Origin of the sequence: Quadrisphaera setariae, assembly GCF_008041935.1 — a bacterium.
In the GTDB taxonomy this organism is placed as follows: domain Bacteria; phylum Actinomycetota; class Actinomycetes; order Actinomycetales; family Quadrisphaeraceae; genus Quadrisphaera; species Quadrisphaera setariae.
In genome coordinates this window covers 18,676-35,956 of the sequence record NZ_VKAC01000018.1, presented here as the reverse complement: position 1 = coordinate 35,956, position 17,281 = coordinate 18,676, and the positions used below count along the sequence as shown (strand labels likewise).

Below are 17,281 nucleotides of genomic sequence, written 5' to 3'. Positions count from 1 at the left end.
CGGTCAGGCGTCGAGGTCGTCGGCGACCTTGCGCAGCACCGCGGCGACCTTGCCGGTGCTGGCGCGGTCGGGGTAGCGGCCGCGGCGCAGCTGGCCGGACAGGCCCTCGAGCACCTTGATGAGGTCCTCGACGATCCCGACCATGTCCTCGGCGGGCTTGCGCTGCGCGGCGACCACGGAGTGCGCGGGCTCGAGGAGCTTCACCGACAGCGCCTGCTTGCCCCTGCGGCCGTCCGCCACGCCGAACTCCAGGCGGGCGCCCTGCTTGACGGTGGCGGTGCCGGAGGGCAGCGCGGAGGCGTGCAGGAACACCTCCTCGCCGTCGTCGGTGGCGAGGAAGCCGAAGCCGCGCTCGGCGTCGAACCACTTGACCTTGCCAGTGGGCACGGTGGGACCTCAGGACTCTCGTGTCGGTGGGTGGAGCTGGTGAGCGACCGGCGGTCTGCTCGCTTCCCGCGCCGCTGCGGCCAGGGCTGCAAGCCTACCGGGACGGGTCAACGCGGTTCCGCGTCCGCGCCTTCCCGGCGCGTACGGTGTCCCGGTGCCGGCCCCCCGCTCCCTGGCCGATGACCTGCGCTCCCGCGACGACGACGCGCTCGCCGACCTCCTGGTGAGCCGCCCCGACCTCGCCGCCCCGGTCCCCGGTGACACCGCCTCGCTCGCCGCGCGGGCGAGCACGCGCGTGAGCACCCAGCGCGCCGTCGACAGGCTCACCACCCCGCAGCTGCAGGTGCTCGAGGCGCTCGTGGCGCTCGTGGGCTCCGCGTCCGAGGTGGTGGCGCTGCCCGCGCTGGTCCGGGCGTGCGGGGCGCCGCGCGCGCGGGTGCTGCCCCACCTGCGCCGCCTGCAGGCGCTGGCCCTGGTGTGGGGGCCCGACGCCGCGCTGCGCCCGGTGCGCACCGCTGCCGACCTGCTCGGTCCCACCCCGGCCGGGCTGGGCGCCACCCTGCGCGAGGCGCTGGGCACCCGCTCCCCCGCCCGGGTCCGCGAGCTCGCGGAGGACCTGGGCCTGCCGAGCGCCGGGGACCCGGTGGCCGACCTCGACGCCGTCGCGGCCCTGCTGTCCGACCCCGAGCGCCTGCGCGACGTCCTCGACGGCGCCCCGCCGGCCTCCCGCGACCTGCTCGACAGGCTGACCTGGGGCCCGCCGACCGGGGCGGTGGCCGGCGCCGACCGGGCCGTGCGCACGGCGGACGCGACCTCGCCCCTGGAGTGGCTGCTCGCCCGCGGCCTGCTCGCCGCCGCGGGCCCCGGCCACGTGGTGCTGCCGCGGGAGGTGGCCGTCGCGCTGCGCGGCGGGGCGGTGCTCGCGGGCCTGGAGGACGAGCCCCCGCCGCTGACCGCGTCTTCGTCCTCGACCAGCGCCGCGCGGCGGCCCTCGCTCGTGGACGGCGCCGCCGCCGGGCAGGCCGCGGAGGCGGTGCGGCTGGTGGAGTCGCTGCTCACCACCTGGAGCGCCGCCCCGCCGCCGGTGCTGCGGGCCGGCGGCCTGGGCGTGCGCGAACTCAAGCGCCTGGGCGACCGGCTGGAGGTGGACGGCGAGCAGGCCGCGTTCTGGGCCGAGCTCGCCCGCGCCGCCGGCCTGGTCGGCGACGACGGCGAGGCCGACGCCGCGTGGGCGCCCACCCCCGCCTCCGACGACTGGCTGGCGCTGGGGGTGCCGCAGCGGTGGGCGGAGCTGGCCCTCGCGTGGCTGCGCACGTCCCGCGTGCCGGGGCTGGTGGGCGAGAAGGACGCGCGCGGGACCGCCCGCACCGCGCTCTCGGACGACCTCGACCGCACCTCCGCCGCGCCCGTGCGCCGGATGGTGCTCGAGGCGCTCGCCACCCTCGAGCCCGGCACCGGCGCCAGCGAGGCCGCGCTGCTGGAGCGGGTGCGCTGGCTGGCACCACGACGCTCCGGGGCGCTGGCGCCGCGGCTCGTCGCGTGGGCGCTGCGCGAGGGCGCGTGGCTGGGCGTGCTGGGGCTCGGCGCGCTGGCCGCGCACGGCCGGGCGCTGCTGGAGACGGACCCGGCCGGCGTCCTCGCCGAGCACCTGCCCGAGCCCGTCGAGCAGGTGCTGCTGCAGGCCGACCTCACCGCCGTGGCCCCCGGACCGCTCGTGCGGGAGGTCGCGCTGGAGCTGGGGCTCGTGGCCGACGTCGACTCCCGCGGCGGCGCCACCGTCTACCGGTTCACGCCGTCGTCGGTGCGGCGCGCGATGGACGTCGGGCGCTCCGCCGAGGACGTCCTCGCGTTCCTGCGCCGCGCCTCCGCGACGCCCGTGCCGCAGGCGCTGGAGGTGCTCGTGCGCGACGTCGCCCGGCGCCACGGGCGGCTGCGGGTGGGCGTGGCCTCCTCCTACCTGCGCAGCGACGACGAGGCCGCCCTCGCCGAGGTGCTCACCGCCCGGGCCGCCGCGCCGCTGCGGCTGCGGCGTCTCGCGCCGACGGTCGCGGCGGCCCAGGCCGACCCCGCCACCGTGCTGGAGGTGCTGCGCGCCATGGGCCTGGCCCCCGCGGTGGAGGGCGGCGACGGCGACGTCGTCCTCCGCGCGCCCAGCGCCCGGCGGACGCCGCCGCGCCAGGTGCCGCGCCCCGTCACCGGAGACCCTCCCGCTCCCGGGCCCGGGCAGGTCGACGCCGTGGTGGCGGGCCTGCGCTCGGGCGACACCGAGGCGGTGCGGCGCGCCGAGGCGGAGGCCGACGGGCGGGGCGGGCCGCCGGAGCTGACCGCCACGGACCCGGCCTCGGCCCTGGCGGCCCTGCGCGACGCCGCGAGCGCCGGGCGGGCGGTGTGGGTCGGCATGTCGGACGCCGCGGGTCGCCTCACGGTGCGCCAGCTGTCGCCGGTGGCCGTGGACGGCGGCCTCGTCACCGCGCTGGACGCCGAGTCGGGCCAGGTGCGGACCATGTCGGTGCACCGCATCAGCGGTGTCGCCCTGGCGTGAACGTCCTGCGTCAGGCCCGGGGCCGTCGGTCCCCGTCGGGCGAGCCGTCCGGAGGGAGGAGGCGCCCCATCGGTGCAGACGCCTGGCGCGGTCCGCGCGACTACCGTGGGAGGACTGCTCTGCCTCGGGAAGGACGCTCGTGACCCAGGACCCCCACCGCTCCTCGTGGGACTCGCCGGAGGGCGAGCAGCCGGTCGAGCCGTCGGTGCCCGGGCGTGACACCGGCGGGTGGGCCCAGCCCAGCTGGCCCCCGCAGCAGCCCGCACCGGCCCCGCAGCCCGCTCCCCCGGCGTCCGACGGCCCGTACGGCGGCGGTCAGCCCACCTACGGCCAGGCACCCGGGTACGGCCAGCCGCCCGCCGCCTACCCGCCGCCCGGGTACGGGCCTCCCGGGTACGGCCAGGCGCCCCAGGGCTACGGCTACGCGGGCGTGCCCGCCTCGGCGGCGCCGCGGGGCCAGGCGCCCACCAGCGCGATCGTGCTCGTCGTCCTGTCCGGCCTGCTGGTGCTCACCCTCTTCTGGACCGTCGTGGGACTGCTCTACGCCCTCCCCGGCGTCCTGTCCGTGGTGGCGCTCTCGCGCAGCGGCAGCGACCCGGCGGGCGCTCGACGGACGACGCGCACCGGGTGGATCAGCTTCGGCGTCGTGACCGTGGTGCTGGGGCTGCTCGTCGTCGTCGGCGCCGTCCTCCTGGCCACCTACGGCGGTGGCGGCGGCACGGGCGCGGGCACGGGCACGGGGGTGTCGGTGTGAGACCGGTCAGCAGCGCGGGAAGCAGCGCGACCGCGATGGAGTTGACCCTGCGGTGACCGACGGCCCCCTCATCGTCCAGAGCGACAAGACGCTCCTGCTCGAGGTCGACCACCCGGCCTCCGCCACCGCCCGCAAGGCCATCGCGCCGTTCGCGGAGCTGGAGCGCGCCCCCGAGCACGTCCACACCTACCGGATCACCCCGCTCGGGCTGTGGAACGCGCGCGCCGCGGGCCACGACGCCGAGCAGGTGGTCGACGCGCTCATCGAGCACTCGCGCTACCCGGTGCCGCACGCCCTGCTCGTCGACGTCGCCGAGACGATGGACCGGTACGGCCGCCTCCGCCTGGAGAAGGACGGCGACCGGCTGGTCCTCCACACCACCGACGTGCCGGTGCTCGAGGAGGTGCTGCGCTCCAAGAAGGTCGCCCCGCTGGTCGGTGAGCGCCTCGACCGCGAGTCGGTGCTCGTGCACCCCTCCGAGCGCGGGAACCTCAAGCAGGTGCTGCTCAAGCTGGGCTGGCCGGCGGAGGACCTCGCCGGGTACGTCGACGGCGAGGCGCACCCCATCGAGCTGGACGAGGACGGCTGGGCGGTCCGCCCGTACCAGCAGCAGGCCGTCGACGGCTTCTGGGACGGCGGCTCCGGCGTCGTCGTCCTGCCCTGCGGCGCGGGCAAGACGATCGTCGGCGCGGGGGCGATGGCCAAGGCGAAGGCGACCACGCTGGTGCTCGTCACCAACACCGTGAGCGCCCGGCAGTGGCGCAGCGAGCTGCTGAAGCGCACCAGCCTCACCGAGGACGAGATCGGCGAGTACACGGGCTCCAAGAAGGAGGTCCGGCCGGTCACCATCGCCACCTACCAGGTGCTGACCACCAAGCGGAAGGGCGTGTACCCGCACCTCGAGCTGCTCGACGCCCGTGACTGGGGCCTGGTGGTCTACGACGAGGTGCACCTGCTGCCCGCACCGATCTTCCGGATGACGGCGGACCTGCAGGCGCGCCGCCGCCTGGGGCTGACGGCCACTCTGGTGCGCGAGGACGGCCGCGAGGGCGAGGTGTTCTCCCTCATCGGGCCCAAGCGCTTCGACGCGCCGTGGAAGGACATCGAGGCGCAGGGCTGGATCGCCCCGGCCGACTGCGTCGAGGTGCGCGTCACCCTCCCCGACCGCGAGCGCCTGGCGTACGCGACGGCGGAGCCGGAGGAGAAGTACCGGCTGTGCGCCACGTCGTCGTCCAAGACGCGGGTGGTGGAGCAGCTGGTGCGGTCCAACCCGGGCGAGCAGACGCTGGTGATCGGGCAGTACCTCGACCAGCTGGCGGAGATCGGCGACCACCTCGACGCCCCCGTCATCACCGGTGAGACGACGGTGGCGGAGCGGCAGCGGCTGTTCGACGCGTTCCGCTCCGGCGAGCTGCACGTGCTCGTCGTCTCCAAGGTCGCGAACTTCTCGATCGACCTGCCGGAGGCGTCGCTGGCGGTGCAGGTGTCCGGCTCGTTCGGCTCCCGCCAGGAGGAGGCCCAGCGCCTGGGCCGCCTGCTGCGCCCCAAGACCGACGGGCGCACGGCGCGCTTCTACACGGTCGTGGCGCGCGACACGGTCGACGCCGACTTCGCCGCGCACCGCCAGCGGTTCCTGGCGGAGCAGGGGTACGCGTACTCCATCGTCGACGCCGACGACCTCCCCCACGCCGGCTCCACCGCCGCCGGCGCCTGACCCCAGGCGCCGGCGGCGGGGCCGCGTCAGCCGAGCAGCTGGTCGAGGAACGACTTCTTCCGCTTGCCGCCGTACGGCGACGAGGAGCTCGAGGACGATGACGAGCGCGCAGCGCTGACCTGGCGGAACACCTCGCTGGCGAGCTTGCCGAGGTCTGGCCCGGAACCGGAGCCCTGGGGCGCAGCGGCTCCGTGCGCGCTGGAGCCGGTGCGCTGCTGCGGGTCGTGCGAGGCGCCGGCGGCCGCCCCGTAGGCGGGCTGCGAGTACCCGGGCGCCTGCTGCCCGTACGGCTGCGCCGGCTGCTGGTGCTGGGGCGCCGAGGGCCGGTCGTCGTAGTAGGCGGCCTCGGCTGGGGGCACCTCCCGCTTGCGGGGGACGATGAGCCGCTCGAGCTCGCCGCGGTCGAGGAAGATCCCGCGGCACTCGGTGCACTGGTCGATCGTGACGCCGTTGCGCTCGTAGCTGCGCATGGCGCCGTGGCACTTCGGGCAGGTCAGCGTCGGGGACGTCGGCGTGCTCATGCCTCGGTCAACGGGCACCGCCCCCGGGGCGTTCCCCGCCGTCGTCGTCCCCCGCTTCCTTCCCCTTCTTCCGCACTTTCCGCGGCAAGCGCGCCTCTGGCGCCGTCCTTGACGCACTTTCCGTGGCAAGTGCGGAAGGGACGGGGGTGATCGGGACGGCGCCGCGTGGGTAGGGGCCACCCGTGACGCAGACCCGCCCGCAGCAGAGCACCGGCCAGTGGGCCGACGTCCCCGAGCCGAAGACCGTCGGCGACCACGTGGTGGAGCGCCTCGCCCGCTGGGGCGTGCGCCGGTACTACGGCTACCCCGGTGACGGCGTCGGCGGCGTCATGGCGGGAATCTCCCGCGCCCGCCGCGCCGGTGCCGCCCAGCTGGTCCAGGTCCGCCACGAGGAGACCGCCGCCTTCGCCGCCGTCGCCGACGTCAAGTACGGAGGCTCCCCCATCGGCGCGTGCGTCGTCACCAGCGGCCCGGGTGCGATCCACGCGCTCAACGGCCTCTACGACGCCAAGCTCGACAGGGTCCCGGTGGTCGCGCTGGTCGGCCAGAGCGCCACCCCGGCGCTGGGCACGAGCTTCTACCAGGAGGTCGACGCGTCGGCCCTCTACGAGGACGTCGCCGACTACGTCATCCAGCTCTCCTCCGCCGACCAGGTCATCCACGCCGTCGACCAGGCCTGCCGCACCGCGCTGGCCCACCGCACGGTCTGCGCGGTCATCGTGCCCAGCGACCTGGGCAGCGAGGACGCTGTGCTCGAGACCCCGGTCGCCCACGGCTACAGCCACACCTCCAGCGTGCCCAGCACCGACCCGGGCGCCCCGCCGGCCGCGGCGCTGCGCGAGGCCGCCGCCGTCCTCAACGCGGGCGAGCGGGTGGCGGTGCTCGCCGGGGTGGGCGCGGCCGGCGCCACCGCGGAGCTCACCGCCGTCGCCGACGCCCTCGGCGCCGGGGTGGCCAAGGCGCTGCTGGGCAAGCACGTCCTCGACGACCGCCTGCCGTGGGTCACGGGCGCCATCGGCCTGCTCGGCACCCGCGCGTCCTACGAGCTCATGCAGCACTGCGACACGCTGCTCGTGGTCGGCTCGTCCATGCCGTACGGCGAGTACTACCCGCCGCCGGGCCAGGCGCGCAGCGTGCAGGTCGACCTGGACGGCGCCAGGTGCGGCCTGCGCACGCCCACCGAGGTGAACCTCGTCGGGGACGCCGCCGAGACCCTCGCCGCCCTGCTGCCGCTGCTGCACCCCCGGGGGGACACCGCCTGGCGCGAGCGCATCGCGACCTGGAAGGAGGACGACGACGCGGTGCGCGAGGCCCGCTGCGCCGCTACCGCAGACCCGGTGAACCCGGAGGCCGTGGTGCGCGGGCTGCAGGCGCACCTGCCCGACGACGCGCTGCTCGCCGTCGACTGCGGGACGGCCACCGCCTGGTACGCCCGCGACGTCGACCTGCGCCCGGGCCAGCTCGGGTCGCTCTCGGGCCTGCTGCTGAGCATGGGCGGCGCGCTGCCGTACGCCCTGGCTGCGAAGACCGCCCACCCGCACCGGCCGGTCATCGCGCTGGTGGGCGACGGCGCGATGCAGATGAACGGCGTCAACGAGCTCATCACCGTCGCGAAGGAGTGGAAGACCTGGGAGGACCCGCGCCTGGCGGTCCTCGTCCTCAACAACCGCGACCTCAGCTTCGAGACGTGGGAGGTGCGCGCCGAGCTGGGCGAGGTGCCCGACCCCGCCTCGCAGTCGCTGCCCGACGTGCCCTACGCGCAGTGGGCGCAGCTGCTGGGGCTGGCCGGCACCCGCGTGGAGCGCCCGGAGGACGTCGACGCCGCGTGGGCGGCGGCGATGGCGGCGGACCGGCCGTTCGTCATCGACGCCGTGGTCGACCCGGCCACGCCGATCATCCCGCCGCACGTGTCGACCGAGCAGGCGCTGCAGACGGTGAAGAGCGGGCTGCGGAGCGCGCTGCACGGTGGCGAGGAGGTGCCCGGCCTGGTCAGGCAGGGGCTGCGGCAGGTGGTCGCTCCCGTGCTGTCGGCGGTGAGGCACCGCACCGGCGGCCGGTCGGAGGACTGACTCCGCATCCAGGAGCCTCCCAGGTAGCGTCCACGGTGCGTGCAGCCCGTTCCTGTTGTCTCCTACGCGTACCGCCACACCCACTCCTGACGGAGAGATGACCATGAGCCACGACACCCAGTCCGCCGGTTCCGGGACTCCGAACGGCCAGACGCCGTCCTGGGCACCGCCCGGCGAGGGGTGGGTGGGCAGCGGGCAGACCGGGCCGCAGCCGACGCGCGACCCGTACCGCTCCGCCCCGACCGCCCCCCAGCCCGCCTGGCAGGACGACAAGACCGGCCAGCACGCGCAGGGCGGCCACCAGTTCGGCGGCCACAGCTCGGGCGACCACACCGCCTGGTACGGCACTCCCTCCAGCGACCCGAGCGGTGGGAGCGGCTCCGGCACCGGGACGGGCGCCGGGCACCGCCGCGGGCCCGGGTGGGGCGGCGTGGTGGCGATCGCCGCGATCGCCGCGCTGATCGCCGGCGGCGGCGCGTTCGGCGCCGCGCGCCTCAGCGACCAGACCGCTGCCCCCGCGTCGGCCTCCAGCTCGATCGGCGGCTCCGGTGGCGGTACGGCCGACAACGGCGGTTCCGCCGCGCAGGCGGTGCCGCTCGACCAGGCCGTCAACTGGAGCCAGGTGGCCCAGAAGGTGGAGCCCAGCGTGGTGACCATCCAGGTCTCCAACGGGCAGACCGGCGGCGAGGGCACCGGGATCATCCTCGACGAGGAGGGTCACGTGGTCACGAACAACCACGTGGCGACCGCTGCGGGGGCTGACGGGCAGATCCGGATCATCCTGTCCGACGGCACCATCTACCAGGGCAAGATCACCGGCACCGACCCGTCGACGGACCTGGCCGTCATCCAGATCCAGAACCCGCCGAGCAACCTCACGCCCGCCACCTTCGGCGACTCCAGCAAGGTGGTCGTCGGCCAGAACGTCATGGCCATCGGCAACCCGCTGGGCCTGCAGGACACGGTGACCACGGGCATCATCTCCGCCACCGACCGACCGGTGACCACGCAGGCCAGCGAGTCGCAGCAGTCCCAGCCCGACCCGTTCGGCTTCAACCAGCAGCAGCAGCCGGACACCACCGTGGTGACCAACGCGCTGCAGACGGACGCCGCCATCAACCCGGGCAACTCCGGAGGCCCGCTGGTCGACGCGAGCGGTCAGGTCATCGGGGTGAACTCCTCCATCGCCTCCACCTCCGACGGGTCCGGCCAGGCCGGCAGCATCGGCCTCGGCTTCGCCATCCCCGGCAACGAGGTGAAGCGCGTCGCGACCGAGCTGGTCCAGAACGGCAAGGCCGAGCACGCCCGGCTCGGGGTCACCATGACCAGCGAGAGCGGGACCGCGACGGCGAACGGCACCACCCGCCAGGCCGCGGTCGTGGCGGAGGTCGCCCCCGGTGGCGCCGCCGCAGCCGCGGACATCCAGAAGGGCGACGCGATCACCGCCGTCGACGGCACCCCGGTGACCAGCGCCGAGTCGCTGACCGCGCAGATCCGCTCCCGCGCACCGGGCGACACCGTGACGCTGCAGGTGGTCCGCAACGGGCAGCAGCAGGACATCCAGGTGAAGCTCGGCTCCGACGGCGGCAACGCCGGCTGACGCGCGGCCCTCAGACGCCAGAGGCCCCCACCCCGTGCGGGGTGGGGGCCTCTGGCGCCAGCGGCGTCCTCAGGCGAGCGGCTCGCGCTCCACCAGCACCGTCCGGCGGTCCGCCGTCGTCACCGGGTGGGCGTCGCCGACCAGCTCGACGTCGGCGGTGAGCTCCACGTGCTCGGCGTCCGGGCCCACGCGCAGCTGCACCGCGCCCGGCTCCACCACGCGCGCTCCGCGGCGGTCCGTCAGCGCCAGGCGGCGAGTGGGCACGTCGAAGAGCACGCGCACCGACTCCCCCGGCTCGAGCTCGACCCGGGCGTGCGCCAGCAGCTGCGTCACGGGGCGCGTCACGGACGCGACCGGGTCGTGCCCGTAGAGCTGGACGACGTCGGCGCCGGCCCGCTCGCCGGTGTTCCTCACCACCACGGACGCCACGAGCGACCCGCCGGTGGGCACCTCGGCGGACTCCACCTGCAGGTCGGAGCGCTCGAAGGTCGTGTAGCTGAGGCCGTGCCCGAAGGGCAGCACCGGCTCGGTGGCGATGTTCGACACCGAGGACGCGCCACCGAGGATCGGGTGCAGGTAGGAGTACGGCTGCGCCCCGACGGAGCGCGGCAGCGTCACGGGCAGGTGCCCCGAGGGGTTGACCCTCCCCGACAGCACCCCGGCGATCGCGCCGGCGCCCTCCTGGCCGGGGAAGAACGCCTGCACCACGGCCGAGCACCGCTGCAGGGCGCTGGCCACCGCGTACGGCCGCCCGGTGAGCAGCACGAGCACCACCGGCGTCCCGGGGTCCACACCGTCGAGCACCGCGTCGAGCAGCTGCTGCTGCACGCCCGGCAGGTCGAGGGACTCCGCGTCGCAGCCCTCCCCGCTCGTCCCGCGGCCGAACAGCCCCGCCCGGTCTCCGAGGACGACGACGACGGCGTCCGCGCCGCGCGCCGCCTCCACAGCGGCACGGAAGCCGGAGGTGTCGTCGGTGTCGACGTCACAGCCGCGGGCGTGCACCAGCTCCGCCCCCTCCAGCTCGGACCGCAGCGCGTCGAGCACCGGCGGCACCGTGAGCCGCATCGGCGTGCCGGGGTGCTGCGCGAGCACGTGGTTGGCGAAGGAGTAGCACCCGAACAGCGCGGACGGGTCGTCGGCGTTGGGCCCGACCACCGCGATGCGCCTCGCCGTCGTCGTCCCCCCGCCCAGGGGCAGCGAGCCGTCGTTCGACAGCAGGACCACGGACTCCTCCGCCAGGCGCCGCGCGAGGTCGCGGTGGGCGGGCGGGTCGAGGTCGATCGCGCCGAGGTCGACGGAGGGGTCGTAGTCGGGGTCCAGCAGCCCGAGGGCCGCCTTCTGCACCAGCACGCGCCGCAGCGCCCGGTCGACCAGGTCCAGGGACAGTGCCCCGGACTCGACGGCCTCGGTGAGCGCCAGGTACGCGACCCCGGTGGGCAGCTCCACGTCGATGCCGGCCTCGAGCGCCTGCGCGCCGGCGTCGGCGACGTCAGCGGCCACCCCGTGCAGCGTCTGCAGGAACGCCACGGAGAAGTAGTCCGCCACGACGGTGCCCCCGAAGCCCCACCGCTCGCGCAGCAGCTCCGTGAGCAGCGAGGCGTCAGCGGCCACCGGCACGCCGTCGACCTCGGCGTAGCTGTTCATCACCGAGCCGACGCGACCGTCGAGCACGGCCATCTCGAAGGGCACGAGCAGCACGTCGGCCAGCTCGCGCGGCCCGGCGTGCACGGGGGCGAGGTTGCGGCCGGCACGGCTGTTGGAGTACCCGACGAAGTGCTTGAGGGTGGCGACGACGCCGGCGGACTGGACCCCCCGCACGTACGCCGTCGCCACCTCGCCCACCAGGTGGGGGTCCTCGCTGATGCACTCCTCGACGCGCCCCCAGCGCGCGTCGCGGACCACGTCGAGGACCGGCGCCAGACCCTGGTGGACGCCGAGGGAGCGCATGGAGTCGCCGATGGCGGCTCCTACCTGCTCCACGAGATCTTCGTCGAAGCTGGCCCCCCAGCTGAGGGGTGCCGGGAACGTGGTGGCGCCCCAGGCCGCGAGGCCGGTGAGGCACTCCTCGTGGACGAGCGCCGGGACGCCGTGGCGGGAGCGCTCGACCAGCCAGCGCTGCTTGGCCACGAGCCCGCGGGCGCCCTCGACGGCGTCGACGGGCGTGGTGCCGAAGACGCGCGTGAGCTGCCCGAGGCCGTGCAGCGCGTACCCCTCGAGGGAGTCGGGGGCGTCGCCCTGCATGGCGTCCGCCATGGGGGCGACGTCGCCGCCCTCACCCGTGCCGCCGCGGCCCTCCCACAGACCCACGAGCTGGTAGAGCTTCTCCGCAGGCGTCATGGAGGCGACGAGCTCTTCGACGCGGGCTGCGCGCTCGGGGCTCAGCGGCGTCGACGGGTCGACGTCGGCCGCGCCGCGCTGGACGGGGCGTGCGGGGAGGTCGGTGCTCATGGTCTCGCTCCAGTCTCTCCGTCCGTGATCACGGAGGGCGGGGGATCAGGCGGAGGCGGTCTGCGCCGTCAGGTCGACGAGCCCGGCGACGGGCTCGGGACGCTCGCACGTGGAGGTGACCTCCACCGGAGCGCCACCGGAGGCCGCGGAGGCGAGCACCTGCTCCATGACGTCGAGCACGTGCAGCGCCACCTCCCCCGAGGCGCGGTGCGCCGTGCCCGACCCCAGCCCCAGGGCGAGGTCGGCGAGGCCCTCGCCGCGGCCGGCGCCGGCGTACCCGGCGCTCGGCTCGAGCTCCTTCCACTGGGCGCGGCCCCACTGGTCGAGCCCGGCGACGTCGGGGCTGCACAGCTCCACGGAGCCCTCGAAGTAGTTGGGGTCCGGCACCGACAGCGAGCCCTTCGGCCCGTGGACCTCGAGGCGCGGCGCCCGCGAGCCCCACACGTCGAAGCTCATCACCACGGTGGTCAGCGCCCCGTCGCGGTGCTGCAGCAGCCCCGTGACGTGGCTCGGCGTCGTCACCTCGAACTCCAGCCCGGCCTTGGGACCGGTGGCCACCGTCCGGCTCGAGCGCGGCGCCGACGCCAGCCCGGTCACGCGCGACACCGGGCCGAGCAGGTGCACCAGGGAGGTCATGTAGTACGGGCCCATGTCGAGCAGCGGGCCGCCGCCGGGCGCGTAGTAGAACTCCGGCGAGGGGTGCCACAGCTCGTGCCCGGGCGCCACGAACGTGGCGGTGGCGGCGTGCGGGGTGCCGATGAGCCCGGCCTCGACGGCGGCGCGCGCCGTCTGCACCCCGGTGCCGAGCACCGTGTCGGGGGCGCAGCCGACGCGCACGCCGGCGGCGGCGGCCGCCTCGAGGACGGCCCGCCCCTCGGCGGTCGTCGCGGCCAGGGGCTTCTCGCCGTAGACGTGCTTGCCCGCGGCGATCGCGGCCAGCGCCACCTCGGCGTGGGCCGCGGGGATGGTGAGGTTGAGGACGACGTCGACGTCGTCGGCCTCCAGGAGCTGCTGGAGCGGCAGGGCGCGGGCGCCCTCGTGGGCGCTGGCCAGCGCCTCCGCCCTCGCCGTGTCGAGGTCGGCGACGGCCGTCAGCGCGAGCTGGGGCAGCCGGGCGAGGTTGAGGCTGTACTGCTCGCTGATCTTGCCGGCGCCGACGACGCCGACGCGCAGGGGCTTGCTCATCGGGTCTCCTCCGAGGTCGTCTCGAGGGAGCGGCCCGCCCACAGCAGGCCCCGCTCCACGAGCGTGCGGACGTTCGGGTCCTCGAGGACGTCCACCCGGTGGCCGGGCGTCGCCACGAAGACGCGGCCCTCGCCCCACGAGCGGGTCCACACCGCGGGGCAGGTGACGGGGCGGTGCCACGGCTCCCAGTCGCGGGTGTCCGTGGTCGTGGTGGCCAGGACGTCGTTGAGGTCGTCCGAGAGGATCCAGTACTGCTCGGTGACGAGGTCGAAGTCGTCCAGCACCGAGGTGATCGGGTGCTCCCGCCCGGCCGACGTCAGCTCGACGCGGTGCGGGACGTAGTTGTCGTCCATCTCGCCCTTGCGCTCGTGCGGGGGGTGCAGCGCCGCGTGCGTGGCGAACTGACCGCCCACCAGCTGCAGGTAGTCCGAGCTGTTGCGGAAGGAGTCGGCGATCCCGCCGTGCCAGCCCGCGAAGCCGGTGCCGGCGGCGACGGCAGCCATGAGCCCCTTCAGGGCGTCGGGCTCGATCGTCGACATCGTGATGCTCTGCACCACAAGGTCGAGGCCTGCCATGTAGTCCGCCTCGGCGTACGCCGACGGCCCCTCCTCCACGCGGACGTCGAAGCCGGCCTCGCGCAGGAACGGGATGAACAGCTCGGTGGCCTCGACGGGCTGGTGCCCGTCCCAGCCGCCGCGGGTGACGAGGGCGCGCTTGGCGCCTGAGGAGGAGGTCAAGGGGTGGTGCTCACTTTCCGAAGCCGGCGGTGAGGCCGGACACCAGCTGACGACGGCCCACGATGTAGAAGGCCAGGATCGGCAGCGTCGACAGGACGACCGCCGCCAGGACGGCGGGGACGTTGACGGAGTACTGGCCCTGGAAGGTCCACAGCGCCAGCGGCAGCACCCGCAGGTCCGGGCTCTGGGTCAGGACCAGCGGCAGCAGGAAGCCGTTCCACACCTGCAGACCGGTGTAGATCGACACCGTCGCGACGGCCGGGCGCACCAGCGGGAACGCCAGGCGCCACGCGGTGCCCCACTCACTGGTCCCGTCCAGGCGCATCGACTCGAACAGCTCGTTCGGCACGTCGCGGATGAAGTTGGACAGCACCAGCACCGCCAGCGGGATGGAGAAGGCGATGCTGGGCAGGATCAGCGCGGTCAGGGAGTCGTACAGCGACAACCGGATGATCATCAGGTACACCGGGATGATCGTCGCCTGCAGCGGGATCGCCAGGCCCATGAGCAGGAAGGCGTTGGTGTAGCGCAGGAAGCGCCCCGAGCCGCGCACGATGGCGAACGCCGCCATGAAGGAGATGAGCACCGCCGGGATCACCGTGCCCAGCGTCACGATGGCGCTGTTGAGGAAGTACATGGCGAAGTCGTTCTCCAGCACCAGCTGGTAGGCGCTCAACGTCGGCGACGTCGAGGGCAGCAGCGGGTTGGTGGTGAAGTACTCGCTGGAGGGCTTGAGGCTGGTGATGACGATCCAGTAGATCGGCACGATGATGATCGCCAGCCACCCCCAGCCGAAGATCCCGGCCATCCAGTTGGGGCGGCTGGCCCGCTGACCGCGGCGGGGCTGGCCCACCCCGGCGCCCGAGCCCTTCGGCGCGGTGGGCGTGGTGCTGGGGTCCCCCGACAGGGCGGGGGTCGGCGCGGAGCCGGCGCTGATGTCCGTCACGTCACATGCCTTCCATCTGGCTGCTCGACTTGTCCTTGCCACCGACGCGCTGCAGGAGCTGCGCGAGGGCCAGGCCGATGAGCACGATCAGGACGGCGATCACGCTCGCCGGGCCCATCTGGTTGGCGCGGAAGCCGCGCAGGTACATGTCCAGCGCCAGCACGCGGGTGGCGTCACCGGGGCCACCGCCGGTCAGGACGAAGATGAGGTCGAAGGAGGTCATCGAGCCCACCACCATGAGGGTGGAGGAGGTGATGATCGTGTACTTCAGCTGCGGCAGGGTGATGGAGAAGAACTGCCGCACCGTGCCGGCGCCGTCGATGCTGGCCGCCTCGTACATCGTCTTGGGGATCTGCCGCACCCCGCCTTGGTAGATCAGGGAGTGGAACGGCACGTACATCCAGCTCAGCACGAAGATGACCACGAACAGCACCAGCGTGGGGCTGCCCAGCCAGTTCTGCACCAGGATCGGGATGCCGAGGCTGGCGGCCAGCCCGAAGTTGGGGTCCAGCAGCGCCTTGTAGGCGATGGAGATGGCCGCGGCGCTCATGAGCAGCGGCAGGAAGTAGAGCACCGCCAGGAACGCGCGGTAGCGCTGCGTGCCGGCGGTGAAGACCCCCAGCAGCAGCGCCAGCGGGGTCTGCACCAGCCAGCTGAAGATCATGATGCCGAAGGTCAGGCCCATGGCCTTCCACATCACCGGGTCGGCCAGCACCGAGGTCCAGTTGCCGATGCCGAGCCAGCTGATCGCGCCGATGCCGTCCCACTGGGTGAAGCTCAGCAGGACGACACCGACGAGCGGCACGCCCCCGAAGAAGAGGAAGAACAGCAGCGCGGGCAGCGCCATCCACGCGACGGATCCGGTCTTGACGCTCTTGTGCTCGCTCGTGCCGGCTGGTCTCGCCGATCTCGCGGGCGCGCGCGTCGTCGTCGCTGAGACGCTCATGGGTGCTGTCCTCTCCTGGGGGTCGGGTCAGGCGGTGCTGGGGCGTGACGTCACTGGCCGAGCGTGGCGTTCATGGTGGTGATGAACGCCTGCGGGTCAATGGACAGGGCGAAGAGCTGCTCGATGTTGGTGAGCAGCGCCTCCGCCGTGGAGGGGCTGAGGGCCTGGTCCCACGACTGCGTGAAGACGGCCGCCTTCGACGCGAGCTGGTAGACGAAGTCGAGCCACTCCGCGTCGTCGCTGGCCGCGAGCTTGTCCTCGATGCCGGTGACGATGGGCACCTGGCCGTTGTCGATGTAGGCCTGGATGACGTCGTCGGTCATGATCCCGTCGGCGAAGAACGCCAGGGCGGCGTCCTTGGCCTCCTGGCTCGCCTGCGAGAAGACCGACATGTACTGGCCGGGGTTGCCCACGGCGTTGCTCGGGTCGCCCGCGCCGCCGGTCACGGTCGGGAAGGGGCCGAAGCTGAGCTTCCCGCCGGTCACGAAGTCGGCGGCGTCGTTCTTCATGGCGCCGTAGCACCAGGCGCCGTGGAGCATCATCGCCGCGCGGCCCGTGTACAGCAGCGCCTGGTCGGCGTTGCTGTCGGCCGTGACGGACTCAAACCCGTCGACGAAGCCGCCGGCGCGCACGAGGTCCTGGACCTTGGTCAGCGCGTCCAGCGCGGCGGGGGTGTTCCACGCGTCGGGCTTCGCGGCGGCGATGTCGGCGAAGACCTGGTCGCCGCCGATGCGGTCGAACAGGTACTCGAGCCACATCATCGACGTCCAGCGGGACTGGCCGCCCAGGCTCAGCGGGGCGACGCCCGCCTCGCGAAAGACGGGCACGAGGGCCACCAGCTCGTCCCAGGTGGTGGGCTTGCTGGCGCCGACCTTCTCGAAGAGCTCGTCGTTGTAGTACATGACGATCGGCGTGACCGTCTCGTTGGGCAGCGCGTAGAGCTTCCCGTCGACCGTGGCCGGGCCGAAGCTCGAGGGGAAGAGCCGGTCGCGCACGGCGACGTTCTGGTCGAACCAGCCCGTGAGGTCGTCGACCTGTCCGGCCTGGACGTAGCTGCCGAGCGTGCCGCCGCCCCAGCCGTAGATGATCGTCGGCGCCTGGCCGGCGCCGATCGCCGTCTTGATCTTCGTCTTGTACGCGTCGTTCTGGAAGAACGTCAGCCCGATGGCCTGGTCGGGGTTGGCCTCGTTGAAGGCGTTGACGGCGTCGGTGGTGATGCTCTCCGACGGCTCGCCGGACAGGTACCACTCGGTGGCCACCGCGTCCGCGCCGGAGCCGGCGCTCCCCGGCCCGGAGGTGCCGCACGCCGCGAGGGCCGACCCGGCGACGGGGGCCAGCGCGATCATGCTGAGGAACTGCCGCCGCGAGGTCGCGCGGACCGTCCCGGTGGTGGTTGAGGTCAGGGCCTGCGAGCGGGTGCTGCTGCTCATGG

13 protein-coding genes are annotated in these 17,281 nt (G+C 74.2%); 5 read left to right on the top strand and 8 right to left on the bottom strand.

Annotated features, from left to right (window positions below; all coding sequences use genetic code 11):
* Positions 1-3: 3 nt before the first annotated feature.
* On the bottom strand, positions 4-387 hold the full coding sequence (locus FMM08_RS21520; RefSeq protein WP_147928405.1) for a cold-shock protein: 384 nt from the start codon (positions 385-387) through the stop codon (positions 4-6).
* Positions 388-541: 154 nt separating this feature from the next.
* Here FMM08_RS21520 and FMM08_RS21515 point away from each other — a divergent pair, with 154 nt between their 5' ends.
* The 3 genes from FMM08_RS21515 (at position 542) to FMM08_RS21505 (ending at position 5,397) form a co-directional block, all read left to right on the top strand.
* Entirely contained in the window at positions 542-2,929 is a 2,388-nt protein-coding gene (locus FMM08_RS21515; RefSeq protein ID WP_147928404.1) for a helicase-associated domain-containing protein, read from the top strand.
* A gap of 139 nt (positions 2,930-3,068) precedes the next feature.
* The gene (locus FMM08_RS21510; protein ID WP_147928403.1) at positions 3,069-3,683 is read left to right on the top strand and encodes a hypothetical protein; all 615 of its coding nucleotides are present in this window, start codon (positions 3,069-3,071) and stop codon (positions 3,681-3,683) included.
* A gap of 52 nt (positions 3,684-3,735) precedes the next feature.
* Positions 3,736-5,397: a DNA repair helicase XPB gene (locus FMM08_RS21505; protein WP_147928402.1), complete on the top strand. Its 1,662-nt coding sequence runs from the start codon at positions 3,736-3,738 to the stop codon at positions 5,395-5,397.
* Between the two features lie 26 nt (positions 5,398-5,423).
* Here FMM08_RS21505 and FMM08_RS24255 read toward each other — a convergent pair whose 3' ends face one another.
* Complete coding sequence (locus FMM08_RS24255) at positions 5,424-5,918, bottom strand: TFIIB-type zinc ribbon-containing protein (RefSeq protein WP_222711061.1); 495 nt, start codon at positions 5,916-5,918, stop codon at positions 5,424-5,426.
* 182 nt (positions 5,919-6,100) lie between these two features.
* Between FMM08_RS24255 and FMM08_RS21495 the strand changes: the two genes are divergently transcribed.
* On the top strand, positions 6,101-7,987 hold the full coding sequence (locus FMM08_RS21495; RefSeq protein ID WP_147928401.1) for a thiamine pyrophosphate-requiring protein: 1,887 nt from the start codon (positions 6,101-6,103) through the stop codon (positions 7,985-7,987).
* Positions 7,988-8,090: 103 nt separating this feature from the next.
* Positions 8,091-9,587, top strand: a complete 1,497-nt coding sequence (locus FMM08_RS21490; RefSeq protein WP_147928400.1) for a S1C family serine protease — start codon at positions 8,091-8,093, stop codon at positions 9,585-9,587.
* 69 nt (positions 9,588-9,656) lie between these two features.
* Here FMM08_RS21490 and FMM08_RS21485 read toward each other — a convergent pair whose 3' ends face one another.
* From FMM08_RS21485 to FMM08_RS21460, 6 genes are all read right to left on the bottom strand, one after another.
* The gene (locus FMM08_RS21485; protein WP_147928399.1) at positions 9,657-12,035 is read right to left on the bottom strand and encodes a beta-xylosidase/alpha-l-arabinosidase; all 2,379 of its coding nucleotides are present in this window, start codon (positions 12,033-12,035) and stop codon (positions 9,657-9,659) included.
* A gap of 45 nt (positions 12,036-12,080) precedes the next feature.
* Complete coding sequence (locus FMM08_RS21480; RefSeq protein WP_147928398.1) at positions 12,081-13,220, bottom strand: Gfo/Idh/MocA family protein; 1,140 nt, start codon at positions 13,218-13,220, stop codon at positions 12,081-12,083.
* Entirely contained in the window at positions 13,217-13,957 is a 741-nt protein-coding gene (locus tag FMM08_RS21475; protein ID WP_147928397.1) for a ThuA domain-containing protein, read from the bottom strand. The genes FMM08_RS21480 and FMM08_RS21475 overlap by 4 nt, the downstream gene beginning before the upstream one ends.
* A gap of 10 nt (positions 13,958-13,967) precedes the next feature.
* Positions 13,968-14,765 carry a carbohydrate ABC transporter permease gene (locus FMM08_RS21470; protein WP_147928429.1) on the bottom strand — a complete coding sequence of 266 codons (798 nt, stop codon included), beginning with the start codon at positions 14,763-14,765 and terminating at the stop codon, positions 13,968-13,970.
* A 139-nt stretch (positions 14,766-14,904) separates the two neighbouring features.
* Entirely contained in the window at positions 14,905-15,849 is a 945-nt protein-coding gene (locus FMM08_RS21465; protein ID WP_147928396.1) for a carbohydrate ABC transporter permease, read from the bottom strand.
* Positions 15,850-15,899: 50 nt separating this feature from the next.
* Positions 15,900-17,279, bottom strand: coding sequence for an extracellular solute-binding protein (locus FMM08_RS21460; RefSeq protein ID WP_147928395.1), 1,380 nt, complete (start codon positions 17,277-17,279; stop codon positions 15,900-15,902).
* Positions 17,280-17,281: the final 2 nt, after the last annotated feature.

What these genes read in the sequence shown, in the direction of transcription:
- FMM08_RS21460 (WP_147928395.1), bottom strand. Translation starts at nt 17,279, where the DNA reads ATGAGCAGCAGCACCCGCTCGCAGGCCCTGACCTCAACCACCACCGGG.
- FMM08_RS21485 (WP_147928399.1), bottom strand. Translation starts at nt 12,035, where the DNA reads ATGAGCACCGACCTCCCCGCACGCCCCGTCCAGCGCGGCGCGGCCGAC.
- FMM08_RS21490 (WP_147928400.1), top strand. Translation starts at nt 8,091, where the DNA reads ATGAGCCACGACACCCAGTCCGCCGGTTCCGGGACTCCGAACGGCCAG.
- FMM08_RS21480 (WP_147928398.1), bottom strand. Translation starts at nt 13,220, where the DNA reads ATGAGCAAGCCCCTGCGCGTCGGCGTCGTCGGCGCCGGCAAGATCAGC.
- FMM08_RS21465 (WP_147928396.1), bottom strand. Translation starts at nt 15,849, where the DNA reads ATGAGCGTCTCAGCGACGACGACGCGCGCGCCCGCGAGATCGGCGAGA.
- FMM08_RS21470 (WP_147928429.1), bottom strand. Translation starts at nt 14,765, where the DNA reads ATGGCCGGGATCTTCGGCTGGGGGTGGCTGGCGATCATCATCGTGCCG.
- FMM08_RS24255 (WP_222711061.1), bottom strand. Translation starts at nt 5,918, where the DNA reads ATGAGCACGCCGACGTCCCCGACGCTGACCTGCCCGAAGTGCCACGGC.